Raw genomic sequence first — 14,311 nt, 5'->3', positions numbered from 1 at the left:
AAGTAATAGACCAACGAACAGAAGTGGCTATAATTTCAGCAGTTAATCATCCAGATATTGGTGCATTAAAACGTAGTATAGAGGTTAATCAACAGCGTAAAGTTACGGTGCTTAATATTGACAAAATCAATAATTTATCAAAATTTAATGAATTAATTCTGTACCAACCAAATACTTCTTTTAAATCGGTTTTTGAGCAAAATAAAAACTTAAAGTTAAACACTTTTATCATTACAGGATTAGCCACCGATTTCAATTTTTTAAATCAATATGTAACCGATTTTTCATTTAAAATGAATAATCAAAAAGAATATTATTTGGCAAGTTTTAATAACAATTTCAATTTGTATTCGCAAGATAATATCGGTTTCGAAAACTTACCACCACTCGAAAATGCTTTTGGTATTGTTTCTGCAAAAACTAATAATGCTACTTTGCTACAAGCAAATATTCGTAATGTTTCGGCAGGATTTCCGTTGTTATCTTTTACAGAACAAAATGGTAGTAGAAACGCATATTTATTTGGAGAAGGAATTTGGAAATGGCGAATGCAAACGTATTTAGACAAAAAATCGTTTGATGATTTTGATGCGTTTACCGATAAAATTATTCAATATTTAGCAACACAATCTAACAAAAAATCGCTTATTGTTAATGTAGAACGTTTTTATAATTCGGGCGAACCTATAGCAATTACAGCACAATATTTTAATAAAAATTACGAATTTGACAATAATGCCGAACTAAGTATAAAGCTTACAAATATTGATAAAAAAACAACTAAAACCTATAATTTTTATAATGGAAATTTAGAGTATAAAGTAAATTTCGATGGGTTAGAAGCTGGAAACTACACCTATACGGTAACCGAAAAATCAACAAACACTTCGGTTTCTGGAAACTTTGAAGTTTTGGTTTTCGACATTGAAGAACAGTTTACAAATCCAGATACGTATCGTTTAGAACTTTTGGCGAAAAATACAAATGGAAAAACCTATTATCCTAATACTACTAACCAGCTTATTGCATTTCTTTTACAAGCTGAAAATTACAAACCTGTAGCTAAAGAAATTACACAAAAATCGCCATTAATCGATTGGAAATGGTTACTAGCAATTATTGTTTCGCTTTTGGCTGCAGAATGGTTTACTAGAAAATACAACGGTTTATATTAAGTAAATCTTAAGCGTTCCTTAAGCAATACTTAAGCCTAAAAATTAAAACATAATTATAGTTTTCAAGAATTTTGTGGAAAACTTTTAGTTATGAAATTTTCCAATAGATTTTTACTATTTTTTACCTATAGTCTCGGTTTTCTATTACTTTCGTTTTTATTGCGAATAGTTTTATTAATTTGGCAATTTAGCGATATTGATAGCGGTGTTTTTACTTTTGTACGAATATTAATTACGGGCTTATTTTTCGATATTGGTGTAGTATCCTTTTTGGCAGTGTTTTTTAGCGGTTATATTTTAATTATTCCACAAAAAGCAATAGGAACACTAGTTGATAAAACAATTATCTATTTTGGGTTTTTTCTCATAACATTAGTACTCATTTTTACTTTTTTTGCCGAAATCACTTTTTGGGACGAATTTCATTGTCGGTTTAATTTCGTGGCTGTAGATTATTTAATATATACCTACGAAGTGGTTCAAAATATAAATCAATCGTATCCTTTAATTATACTTATACCAAGTATAATAGGTTTTGTTTTACTTATTTTTTGGTGGTTTACAAAACAAAAAATATTTTTTAAAACATTTAAAGCTAAAATATCGTTTAAGCAAAAATTAATTGCTTTTTCGGTTTCATTATTACTTTGTTGTTTTTATATCTTTTTTATAAAAAATAGTCAAGCAGAGTGGTCAAATAATCGTTATAGTAACGAAATTTCAAAAGCAGGAATTTATTCATTTTTTTCAGAGTTTAGAAATAACCGACTTGATTATGCTACATTTTACCCTACCATTTCAAACCAAAATGCTTTTAAAAAAGTAAAATCTAATTTTGAAAGTCAACATTTTATTTCAAATGAAGCAACTACTATAAAGCGAATAATTAACGATTCTAATGCTGAAATAAAACCAAATGTAGTATTTATATTGATGGAAAGTATGAGTGCTAGTTTTATGCAATCGTTTGGAAACACAGAAAACATAACGCCTTTTTTAGATAGTATTGCGCACAAAGGAATGCTTTTTAGAAAATTATTTGCAACAGGTAACCGAACTGTTAGAGGAATGGAAGCCGTTACACTTTCATTTCCGCCCACACCAGGACAAAGTATCGTAAAACGACCTAATAATGCTAATTTGTTTACTATTTCTAATGTTTTTAAACAAAAAGGTTATACCTGTAACTTTTTTTACGGTGGCGATGGTTATTTTGATAATATGAATGCTTTTTATGGTGGAAACGGTTTTGCCATTTTTGATAGAGGTAGAGGAAGTATTTTAAATGATGCTATTCATACAACACGAACTAATATTGAAAACAATGAAGTAACTTTTGAAAATGCTTGGGGAATTTGCGACGAAGATATTTACAATAAAATGATTAAAGAAGCTGATAATGAGTTTGCAAAAAAACAGCCTTTTTTAAATTTTATTATGACAACCTCAAATCATAGACCTTATACATATCCAGAGCCATCAATCGATATTCCGTCAGGAACAAATAGAAAAGGGGCTGTAAAATATAGCGATTATGCTTTAGCCCAATTATTTAAAAAAATAAAAACTAAACCTTGGTTTTCAAACACTATATTCGTATTTATTGCAGATCATTGTGCTAGTAGTGCAGGAAAAGATGAAATTGATGTGCAAAATTATCATATACCAGCAATAATATATTCTGAAAAATATATAGAGCCACAAACTGTCGAAAAACTTTGTAGTCAAATAGATATATTTCCTACTTTGTTTTCTACAATGAATTGGTCTTATACATCAAACTTTTTTGGGTCAAATGTACTTTCTGCTAAATATAAACCTCGTGCACTTATTGCTACATATTTAAAATTAGGATTATTGAAACCCAATAATACGGTTTGTATACTGTCTAATAACAAATCAGTAAAACAATACAAATGGAACGAAACAAATAATGAGCTTACACCTATAGAACTTAATAAATCGTTTAAAGAAGAAACAATTTCGTGGTACCAAACTGGCGATTTTTTATTTAATCAAAATAAATTAAATTAAAATTATATTAAGAAACCGTTTTTTATATACTTTATTATTTTTAAAAACGTTATTTTTATATAAATTTTTAAAAAATGAAAAAGATTTTAACTTTAATGCTGTTTAGTTTTGTATCAATAAGTTTTTCACAAAACTGGAATTACAATTTTGACCAAGCAAAAGAGCTAGCAACTAAAGAAAATAAAAATATTATTATGATATTTTCAGGTTCCGATTGGTGTGCACCTTGTATTCGATTAGATAAAAACATTTGGCAATCGGAAGAATTTAAAAAAGTAGCCGATGAAAAATGGGTTTTAGTAAAACTGAATTTTCCCAGAAAAAAAGCCAATCAACTTTCCGAAGAACAAACAGGACACAACCGTGCATTAGCCGAAAAATACAATAAAGAAGGTAGTTTTCCATTAGTAATTGTACTACAGCCTGATGGTAAAGTATTAGGAAAATTAGGCTTTAAAAATGTTAGTCCTTCCGAATATATTGAAATGATTGAAACAGTTATAAAATAAAATTACAAATTAAATAGCGTGCGAATAATAATAATATTTTTTTATAATTGGTTTTAGTTTAGTTTCCCAAGCACAGGTTTTGCATAAGAAAAAAGCTGTGCTTTTAGAAAATCCGTTTGAAATTACTGTTGTAGCTAACGATACGATTCAAGGTGAAAGACTTTGTAATTTAGCCATAATAAGTAAAGCGAGTAGAAAATTTAATTTCCGATTGGATTTCTACTACCGAAATTTCCAATAGTAAATCAAAATGCAGGAATTCAAGCTGTACAAGTTTCACTACCGAAAGTTTTAATTTAGTCGAGCGTGCTTTGACAAATTTCAAAACTTACCAATGGTGCTTTTGATGTAAGCTATGCTTCAATGGATAAAATTTGGAAATTCGATGGTAGTATGCAACAAATGCCGGTGACACCAGAAGCTATAAAAGCATCGGTTGCTCGTGTAGGCTATGAAAAAGTTATTTTAGATAAAACTAACAATACTATTTATTTGCAAGAGATAAAGGAATGAAACTCGGTCTTGGAGGAATAGGCCAAGAGGTTACATTGCAGACAATATTAAAAATTTACTTCAACAGCAAGGCTGTAGTTCGGGTGTTGTAAATGTTTCGGGCGATATTACCACTTGGGGCTATCAAATAGATGGAAAACCATGGACAGTTGCTATTGTAAACCCTATGAATAAAGAAAAAATATTTTGCTACGTTTCCTCTTATTGATAGTGCTGTAGAAACATCAGGAAGTTACGAAAAATATGTTACTTTTAATGGAAAGCGATATTCACATATTATCGATCCGCGAACGGGTTATCCAGCATCGGGTTTGGTAAGTGTTTCAGTATTTGCAAAAAAAACAGAACTAGCCGATGCTCTAGCCACTTCTATTTTTGTAATGGGTAAAGAAGTAGGTATCGATTTTATTAATCAATTGCCTAGTAGAATGTATTGTAGTAACCGATAAAGGCGAAGTATTTACATCAAAAAATATAGATATTAAAAACGAATAATAATGAAAAAATTAGTAATAATCTTTTTGAGTTGTGTAGCATTACAATCGTGTAATACTGTAAAAGAATACGACAAACAATACATTAACGACCCCGAAATGAAACTTTCAGCAAAAACAGTAGAACGCTTTGAAACTAATTTTCAAGTATATAGAGAAGCGGCATCTGGTGCAAATGGAGGAAAAACAGGAGGAGGTTGTGGTTGTAATTAAACCCTAAAAAAACAAATTAATGAAAAGTAAATTAAGCTATATTTTTATTTTAGTAACTTTTGCTTCTTTTGCTCAAGAAACAGATACTACCGAAGTTGCTTATAAAAAACGAGTACTAGAAAGTACAGAAGTCGATTTTTTAATGAGTTATTATAAACAAGATGGTGTGCATTCTGCTGTTTCGGGAGGAAGTGGAATGGAAGAACTTACCGACATTACCCCAACCATTGTAGTAGCCATGCCTTTAAATGACGATGATGTGTTGACTGTTGATGTTGGAATTTCGGCATATTCTTCGGCTTCGTCAGGAAATATTAATCCGTTCGATAGTAACACACCAAGCCCTTGGCAAGCAAGCTCTGGTGCTTCGGCTTCCGATGTGTTAACCACTTTAGTAGCAGGTTACAGCCATAGTTCAGATGATAGAAACACAATTTGGAAAGCGCACATTTCGGGTTCGGTAGAATACGATTATTCTTCAGTTGGATTTGGTGGTGGTTTAACCAAATTGTTTAACGATAAAAATTCGGAATTTAATGTTTCAGCAAATGTTTATTTAGACACTTGGCGACCAATTTATCCGAAAGAGCTACAAGATTTTGCCGATAATGGTTTATCGGGAGGAATCTTCAATTATTTTACAATAAATTCAACTTCCATATTACCATATAATCCTGATGCTTTTGCATTTCACAATAAAAAGAACCGTAATTCCTATTCGTTATCATTAAGTTTTAGTCAAGTTTTAACTACAAAAATTCAATTTTCATTATTTGCCGATGTTTTACAGCAACAAGGTTTATTATCAACGCCTTATCAGCGAATTTATTTTGCTGATAAACCCGATTATTTCGTTAACGAATTTCAGTTAGCAGATGATATTGAACGACTACCCGACAATCGATTTAAGTTACCTATTGGTACACGATGGAATTTTTATATAAACGAACGCTTAACGATACGAACCTATTATCGGTATTATTGGGACAATTGGGGAATTGACTCGCATACGGCAAGTTTAGAAATTCCTGTAAAATTATCTGATCGATTTACGGTTTATCCAATGTATCGTTATTATACACAAAATCAATCGAAATATTTTGCACCCTACGAAGCGCATTTGTCAACTGAAAAATATTATACTTCCGATTACGATTTGTCGAGCTTTAATTCTAATCAATATGGATTAGGTGTAACTTATACCGATATTTTTATGAGTAGCCATATTTGGAAATTTGGTATTAAAAGTATCGATTTGCGTTATAATCATTACAGTCGTTCCGATGGTTTAGATGCAAATATTGTTTCATTTGCCATAAAATTTGTACAACAATAAAATGAAAATATTATTAGTTGAAGACGAAATAGGGATTCAAAACTTTTTAAAGCAAGGTTTAGAAGAAGAGGGCTATAGTATTACAACAGCTTCAACAGGAAAAGAAGGTTTACAATTTTTTGAAAACGAAGCATTCGATTTAATTTTATTAGATTGGATGCTTCCAGAATTTACAGGAATTGAAGTTTGCATAAAAATTAGAGAAATTAACAAGCAAATTCCAATTTTATTTTTAACCGCAAAAGATACCGTTCAAGAAACGATAGAAGGTTTAAAAGCAGGCGCAAACGATTATATTAAAAAGCCTTTTAGTTTTGAAGAATTATTAGAACGTATTAAAATTCATTTTAGAAACAACAAAGAAGAAGCTATTTTAACGCTAGGAAAAATTCAATTAAACAACGATACATTTCAAACTTTTGTAGCTAATGAAGAAGTAAATTTAACACAACGCGAGTTCGAATTGCTTCGGTATTTAATACAAAATAAAGGAAAAGTTTGTTCGCGAACTAGTATTATAGAAGACGTTTGGGATATTCATTTTGAATACGATACTGGTGTAATAGATGTGTTTATGAATGCTATTCGAAAAAAATTAAACTTATCAAAAAACGAAGAATTAATTAAAACAATACGAGGAGTAGGATATATTGCTAATGGTTAACAATTTTTCATTTTCTTTTAGAAATAGAATTGCGTTTTATTATATTTTGAGCACAGCCATTCTCATTGGTTTAGTGTTTTTTGTTATTTACGAATTGGCAGAAATAAATGTAAATGCACATATTAATGAAGAAATTAAAATAGAACAGCAAAAACATTTACAAGATGTTTCTTTCGATGATAATGAAACCTACTTAATTCGTGTAAACCAATGGAAAGCTAGAGAACATAACGAAGCCGATGTTAATCCTGTTTTTATTCAGTTTTACGACACCAATAAAGAACTCATTGATAAATCACCAAATTTAAAAGACAACAATTTACAATTACAACCCGAAGCTACAAACAATACTTTTTACGATACTACATTAAGCGGAAAACCAATTCGACAAATACAAACTACAATAAAAAACAACACTACTACTATTGGTTATATGGTTGTGGCAATGTCGTTAAGCGATGCCGATTTATTAAATGTTTTAAAGAAAATTTTATTAATTTCATTTCCGCTAATTGTAATTATCTTGTTTTTACTGGCTCGTTTTTTTGCGGGTAGAAGTATAGCACCCATTAATACTATAATAAACACTACAAACTCTATTACAAAAGATAATTTACAAGCTCGTATTCCTTTGCCTCAAAATAAAGACGAATTGTATTTGCTTTCCGAAAAAATAAATTCGCTGTTAGATCGAATAGAAAGTGCCATTGAACGCGAAAAACAATTTACTTCCGATGCTTCTCACGAACTACGAACACCTTTGGCCGTAATTAAAGGAACACTTGAAGTTTTAGTGAGGAAACCAAGAACAACAGAAGAATACAACGAAAAAATTAACTTTTGCGTAAAAGAAGTAGATCGATTAAATTATTTGGTTGACCAATTGTTATTATTAGCTCGATTTGAAAATAACAAGCAATCAATAAAAAACGAAGAAGTATTTTTAGAAGCACAAATTTTAGATGTTATTTCTACTTTTTCAACCCAATTAAAAGAAAGAGAAATAAAATTGTCAACAAATTTACTTTCAAATGCAACCATACAATCCGATAGTTATTTAATTTCTATAATTTTAACCAATCTTATTTCGAATGCTATAAAATATTCGAACCCAAAAGGAACAATTACCATTTCATTATTTACAGAAAATAATCAGTTACAATTGCATATTTCAGATGACGGAATTGGAATTTCAGAAGCTAATTTAGCTAAAATATTTGATCCATTTTATCGCATTCAAAATACTAAAACAGCAACAATAAAAGGCACAGGCATTGGTTTATCTATTGTAAAACGCCTTTGTTCTTTATTACATATAAAAATTACTATTTCGAGTACTATTGCTGTTGGCACAACAATAAAACTTATTTTTAACGATACAAAATCTAAGTAAATATTAAGAATTTATCGTTATTTTTATAGTAAATTTGTAAAATGAGAAAAGCAATTGTCTATATACTAATAATTACTTTTTTGTGTGCTAACACAGCAGTAGGACAGTTGTTTAAAATCCCCAATTTGTTAGAACACTATAAAGAACACAAAAAAGACACAACAACTAATAGCATCTCATTCACAACATTTCTAAAACTTCATTACTCAAAAACATCAAAAGAACATCATGGAGAGCATCACGATTTGCCATTTAAAACTTTTGATAATAATGGAACTGTTTTATTTGCCATTTCATTGTTTAAACTTCAGATTGAGATGGTAAAAACAATGATTTCGTGTAAAAATAAATTCTTTTATAACATTTCTATTAAATCAAGTTTGATTAAATCCATTTGGTTACCACCAAAAATAGCTACCATTTAATTTTATAGTATTTTTTATCGCTGTATTTGTTTAACTATGAAACAAATACCTATTATTTACATTAATTAAAATTAAAATGTTAGCAAAAATTATAACCTTTAGTTTAAAAAATAAACTAATAATTTTACTTTTTACATTTACACTTTTTGGGTTTGGATTGTACTCATTATCTAAACTATCAATAGGTGCAGTGCCTGATATTACAAATAATCAAATTCAAATTATAACCACTTCTCAAAACTTATCTACACAAGATATTGAGCAATACATAACAGCTACAATTGAGTTAGAAATGGCAAATTTACCAAGCTTAAAAGAAATTCGTTCGGTTTCAAAATTTGGTTTATCAGTAGTAACTGTTGTTTTCGATGAAGATATGGGAACATATTTGCCGCGCCAATTAGTAGCCGAAAAAATTAAAACAGCCAGTGAAAAAATTCCTGAAAGTTTTGGCTCTCCAGAAATGGGGCCTATTACTACAGGTTTAGGCGAAATTTACCAATATACTTTAGAAGTAAAACCAGAATATGAAAGTAAATATTCAACTACCGATTTGCGAACCATTCAAGATTGGATTGTTAAACGGCATCTTTCGGGAGTAGCGGGTGTTGTCGAAATTAACACTTGGGGTGGCTATTTAAAACAATATGAAATTGCCATTAATTCGGCCAAGTTAAATGCTATGAATATTTCAATAAATGAAGTTTTCGAAGCTATTGACAATAATAATAGCATAGCAGGCGGAAGTTATATAGAAAAAGAAAGCCAAAGTTTTTTTATTCGAGGCGAGGGAAATATAACTTCGTTGGCCGATATTGAGCAAATCGCAGTTAAAACAGCAAATGGCATTCCTGTTTTTATAAAAGATGTAGCCAAAGTAAAATTTGGACACGCCAACCGATTTGGAGCTATTACCGCAAACGGAAAAGGCGAAAAAGTTTTGGGTCAGGTTATGATGCTAAAAGGAGCTAACTCTAAACAAGTAATAGAAGATGTTACCAATAGAGTAGCCGAAGTGCAAAAAATATTACCTAAAGGCGTTTATATAAAACCTGCGTTAGAACGAAGCGAATTGGTTGCTAAAACCACTTTCACAATTGCCGAAAATTTAATTTTAGGTTGCTTAATTGTTATATTTATAGTTGTTTTATTATTAGGAAATTGGCGTTCAGGTTTGGTTGTAGCATCAGTTATTCCATTGTGTTTGCTTTTTGCCATTACGTTTATGAATATTTTTGGAATTGATGCTAATTTAATGAGTTTAGGAGCAATCGATTTCGGAATTATTATAGATGGAGCTGTAATTATTGTTGAGTTTATCGCTTTTCAAATTACTGCTAAAACGGAAAATTTACAGCACTTAAATAAAAAAGACCAGCAAACTGAAATTGATGCGATTACCCAAAAGAGTACTTCAAAAATGATGAATTCTGCTGTTTTTGGGCAGCTAATTATTCTTATTGTATTTATCCCTATTTTAACATTATCTGGAGTTGAAGGAAAAATGTTTAAACCAATGGCACTTACGTTTAGTTTTGCACTTATAGGTGCTATGTTGTTGTGTTTTACTTATGTTCCAGTGATTTCGTCTTTGGTTTTAAAACCACAAAAAATAAATCCTAAATCAATTTCAAACCGATTAATAACGGTGTTAAACAATTGGTACAAGCCTGTAATTACTTGGGCGTTACAAAACACTAAAAAAGTAATGGTAAGTGCTATTGCCGTTTTTGTTTTATCGGTTTTTATTTTCAGTAGAATGGGAGGTGAGTTTATACCTACTTTAGACGAGGGCGATTTTGTAATTCAACCCGTTTTAAAAACAGGAACATCATTGGGTAAAACCATAGAAATTACCACAAAAATTGAAGATATAATTTTAGATAATTTTTCAGAAGTGGAACAAGTGGTTTCTAGAATAGGTGCTGCCGAAGTACCTACTGACCCAATGAGTATGGAGGAAAGCGATATTATTGTAAAGTTGAAACCAAAATCGGAATGGGAAAACGCAGCTTCAAAAGATGATTTAGCCGATAAAATTAAACAAGCCATAACTACTGAAATCCCTAATATGGAACTCGAATTTACACAACCCATAGAAATGCGATTTAACGAATTAATTTCGGGAACGCGTTCTGATGTGGCAGTTAAAATTTTTGGCGATAATTTAGAAATTTTGGCAAAAAAAGCCCACGAAATAGAAGAAGCTATAAAAAATGTTGAGGGTGCTGCCGATATTATTGTAGAAAAAACAGAAGGTTTACCTCAAATGCTTGTAAAATTCAACCGAAGTAAATTAGCTCGTTACGGATTAAATACAAAAGATGTAAACAATTACGTTTCATTAGCTTTTGCAGGAAAAGTTAGCGGACAAGTTTTTGAAGGCGAAAAACGATTCGATATGGTCGTTAGATTAGACAATACAAACAGAAAAAGTATTGATGATTTAAAAAATTTATTTATTTCATTACCTAACCAGCAACAAATTCCATTGCAAGAAGTAGCAGAAGTAACTTATACAACTGGTCCAGCAAAAATATCGAGAGATAATACTAAAAGACGAATTGTAATTGGTATAAATGTAAGAAATCGCGATATGCAAAGTGTGGTTAACGACATACGAAAAATTATAGCCACAAAAATAGATTTACCACCAGGTTACGAAATTACGTATGGTGGTCAGTTTGAAAACTTACAAAGTGCAAAAGCTCGTTTACTAATTGCGGTTCCTATTGCATTATTGTTAATTTTTATTTTACTCTATTTTGCTTTTCATTCGGTAAAAGAAGCTTTAATGATTTACTCGGCAATTCCTTTGGCAACCGTAGGCGGAATATTCTTTTTAGCACTTAGAGATTTACCGTTTAGTATTTCGGCAGGAGTAGGGTTTATTGCTCTTTTTGGTATTGCAGTACTCAACGGAATTGTACTTATAGAACACTTTAACGAAATGAAACAAAATACATTTAATAATATTGACGAAATGATTATAAAAACCGCAACCGATCGTTTACGTCCTGTATTATTAACGGCTGCAGCGGCTGCTTTGGGTTTTTTACCAATGGCAATTTCGGCTTCTGCTGGTGCCGAAGTGCAGCGACCTTTGGCAACTGTTGTTATTGGCGGATTAATAACCGCTACAATTTTAACAATGGTAGTTTTGCCAGTGCTATTTAAAATAGTAGAAACAAAAAGTATAAAAATAAGAGTGAAAAAGAAAACAGCTATTGTAGGGTTTTTGTTGTTTTCTGTTTATTCAAATGCACAAGAAATTCCAAACGAATTGTTTCAATTGCAGCAAGTTGCATTAGAAAATAATAATGTTTTAAAAGCGAAACAATTAGGCATTTCAAAAGCAGAAGAAACTACAAAGTTGGCTTTTACATTAGATAAAACGTCTGTTTATTATGCTTACGATCAAAATAATTTAGCTATTAATAACGAGCCACTAAAAGTTTTTGGTGTACAACAAAATTTCGATTTTCCGACATTATATAAAGCTCGAAAAAATTATTATAAGGCTAATGTTGCTGTAGAAAATGCAAATTTTGAAATTGAAAAAAACAATTTATTTTATCAAGTTGCTTTAGCCTATAACGGAGTTGTATATTGGAAAAATAAGAAAAAGTTATACCAAAAATTAGATAGTTTGTACCAAAGTTTTTCTAAAGGAAGTAACCGCCGATTTGAATTAGGCGAAACCAATTATTTGGAAAAAATTACAGCCGAAGCCAAATATCGCAAAATTGAAACCGAGTTATTTCAAATTGAAAAGCAAATTTTAGCTCAAAATGAACAATTACAAGCCATTTTACAAACAGATTCTACAATTGCTATTTCAAATCAGAAATTAGATAAAATTAATACAACTGAAACTTTAAATGGTAATATCTACAACTCCTATTATCAAAGTATTATAGAATTAAATAAAACAGATATTTCGTTACAGAAACAAAATTGGCTACCTAGTATCAGTGGCGAATATTTTCAAGGAAAAAACACAGGTTTATCGTCATCGTTATACGGATTTCAAGTTGGGTTAACTATTCCGATAGTTTTTTCAGGAACGGCAAAAAAAGTAAAAATTGCGCAATTAGAAGTACAAAAATCAGAGGCAGAGCAACAAAACGCACAACAAAAAATAACACATTTTATACAACAAAAAAATCAAGAATTAGAAAGTTATACAAAAGCTATTCAATACTATGAAACATCGGGTAAAAATTTATCTAAAGAGATTTTAAAAGTTGCCGAAATGAGTTATAAACATGGTGAAATCGATTTTTTTCAGTATGTGCAAAGTTTAGAAAATGCTATTTCAATTGAAGTCGATTATCTTGATAATTTGATTCAGTACAACCAATTATTACTACAAAAAAACTATCTTATTTTTAATTAATATAAAAGAACAGATGAAAAATATAATTTATATACTCTCATTTTTTACCATTTTATCGTGTAAAACTAATAGTGAAGAAGAAATAATAGAACCTGAAATTTCAGATGAAATTCAGATTACGCAAAAGCAATTTTCTAGCAACAATATGACTACTGTAAAACTGCAAGAAGTTGATTTTGCCGATTATATTAAAGCGACAGGAAAAATTGATGTTGCAACACAATATCGGGCTAAAATAGCCTCAATTTTAGGTGGTTATGTAATACAATCTTCCGTCATTATTGGCGATAAAGTAAAAAAAGGACAAGTTTTGGCCACTTTAGAAAATACCGAAATAGTTGATATTCAAAAGGAATTTATTGAAATAGCAGAACGTATCAATTTTTTAAAATCGGAATACAATCGGCAAAAAACTTTGTTTGATGAAAAAATTACATCGCAAAAAAACTATTTAAAAGCAGAAAGCGAGTATAAAGAAGCATTGGGAACGTATAATTCGCTTCGTGAAAAACTCATTATAATTGGATTAAATCCAAACGCAGTAGCAAAAGGAACTATTAGTAAAACACTTTTTGTTACCTCACCTATAAATGGAATTGTAACGCAAAATAATGCAAGTTTAGGAGCTTTTATTTCGGGCGATAATACTATTGTAGAAGTCGTTGATCCGTCGCAATTAGTAGTAAATTTAGCTATTTTTGAACGCGATGTAATGCGATTAAAAGAAAATCAACCCATTTTGTTTAAGGTAACCGAAGTATCTAACGAAACGTTTTCATCGGAAGTTTTTCGCATAGCAAAAGTAATTAACGAAGAAAACAGAACAGTTACGGTTTATGGTAGTTTACAAGATTCGTTAAAGCAAAAACTAGTAGCGGGAATGTTTGTGGAAGCTAAAATAATCGCAAATAATCGCAAGGTTTTGGCTTTACCAAACGAAGCAATTTTTGAAGAAAATGACAAAAAAATGATACTTTTAGTCGATAAAAGTGATAAAAACAGTATAATTTTTAAAAAACAAGAAGTATTTACTGGAATTAAAAATGAACAGTTTACCGAAATTTTACCTGAATCTAAAGTTTCTGCTACAAGCGAAATATTAGAAAAAGGTGTTTATGATGTAGTGGAATAATGCAATTCAAAACAAAATCTAAAG

Annotated in this window: 12 protein-coding genes and 1 pseudogene; all 13 read left to right on the top strand. The window is 30.3% G+C overall.

Features of this window, described 5'->3' with window-relative positions; translation table 11 throughout:
* Nucleotides 1–1,175 (top strand): annotated as a pseudogene (locus tag R2808_RS07955) (hypothetical protein); the annotation flags it as partial.
* A gap of 90 nt (nucleotides 1,176–1,265) precedes the next feature.
* Nucleotides 1,266–3,209: an LTA synthase family protein gene (locus tag R2808_RS07950; protein ID WP_371270427.1), complete on the top strand. Its 1,944-nt coding sequence runs from the start codon at nucleotides 1,266–1,268 to the stop codon at nucleotides 3,207–3,209.
* 74 nt (nucleotides 3,210–3,283) lie between these two features.
* Nucleotides 3,284–3,718, top strand: a complete 435-nt coding sequence (locus R2808_RS07945) for a thioredoxin family protein (protein ID WP_371270426.1) — start codon at nucleotides 3,284–3,286, stop codon at nucleotides 3,716–3,718.
* Between the two features lie 363 nt (nucleotides 3,719–4,081).
* On the top strand, nucleotides 4,082–4,231 hold the full coding sequence (locus R2808_RS07940) for a hypothetical protein (RefSeq protein ID WP_371270425.1): 150 nt from the start codon (nucleotides 4,082–4,084) through the stop codon (nucleotides 4,229–4,231).
* A 34-nt stretch (nucleotides 4,232–4,265) separates the two neighbouring features.
* On the top strand, nucleotides 4,266–4,439 hold the full coding sequence (locus R2808_RS07935; RefSeq protein WP_371270430.1) for an FAD:protein FMN transferase: 174 nt from the start codon (nucleotides 4,266–4,268) through the stop codon (nucleotides 4,437–4,439).
* Nucleotides 4,402–4,680, top strand: coding sequence for an FAD:protein FMN transferase (locus R2808_RS07930; protein ID WP_371270429.1), 279 nt, complete (start codon nucleotides 4,402–4,404; stop codon nucleotides 4,678–4,680). Before R2808_RS07935 ends, R2808_RS07930 begins: the two co-directional genes overlap by 38 nt.
* Nucleotides 4,681–4,728: 48 nt before the next feature.
* The gene (locus R2808_RS07925) at nucleotides 4,729–4,938 is read left to right on the top strand and encodes a DUF4266 domain-containing protein (RefSeq protein ID WP_371270424.1); all 210 of its coding nucleotides are present in this window, start codon (nucleotides 4,729–4,731) and stop codon (nucleotides 4,936–4,938) included.
* A 19-nt stretch (nucleotides 4,939–4,957) separates the two neighbouring features.
* A complete protein-coding gene (locus R2808_RS07920; RefSeq protein WP_371270423.1) occupies nucleotides 4,958–6,274 on the top strand; it encodes a DUF3570 domain-containing protein in 1,317 nt (438 codons plus the stop codon).
* Between the two features lies 1 nt (nucleotide 6,275).
* Complete coding sequence (locus R2808_RS07915) at nucleotides 6,276–6,938, top strand: response regulator transcription factor (RefSeq protein ID WP_371270422.1); 663 nt, start codon at nucleotides 6,276–6,278, stop codon at nucleotides 6,936–6,938.
* A gap of 46 nt (nucleotides 6,939–6,984) precedes the next feature.
* The gene (locus R2808_RS07910) at nucleotides 6,985–8,331 is read left to right on the top strand and encodes a sensor histidine kinase (RefSeq protein WP_371270421.1); all 1,347 of its coding nucleotides are present in this window, start codon (nucleotides 6,985–6,987) and stop codon (nucleotides 8,329–8,331) included.
* Between the two features lie 41 nt (nucleotides 8,332–8,372).
* Nucleotides 8,373–8,756: a hypothetical protein gene (locus R2808_RS07905; protein WP_371270420.1), complete on the top strand. Its 384-nt coding sequence runs from the start codon at nucleotides 8,373–8,375 to the stop codon at nucleotides 8,754–8,756.
* Nucleotides 8,757–8,832: 76 nt separating this feature from the next.
* Nucleotides 8,833–13,155 (top strand): CusA/CzcA family heavy metal efflux RND transporter, encoded by a 4,323-nt coding sequence (locus tag R2808_RS07900; protein ID WP_371270419.1) that lies wholly within the window; start codon nucleotides 8,833–8,835, stop codon nucleotides 13,153–13,155.
* 13 nt (nucleotides 13,156–13,168) lie between these two features.
* Nucleotides 13,169–14,287 carry an efflux RND transporter periplasmic adaptor subunit gene (locus tag R2808_RS07895; RefSeq protein WP_371270418.1) on the top strand — a complete coding sequence of 373 codons (1,119 nt, stop codon included), beginning with the start codon at nucleotides 13,169–13,171 and terminating at the stop codon, nucleotides 14,285–14,287.
* The last annotated feature ends 24 nt before the right edge of the window (nucleotides 14,288–14,311 follow it).

Origin of the sequence: Flavobacterium sp. (assembly GCF_041392005.1) — a bacterium.
Classification (GTDB): domain Bacteria; phylum Bacteroidota; class Bacteroidia; order Flavobacteriales; family Flavobacteriaceae; genus Flavobacterium.
This window is presented reverse-complemented; position numbering and strand designations above follow the sequence as displayed.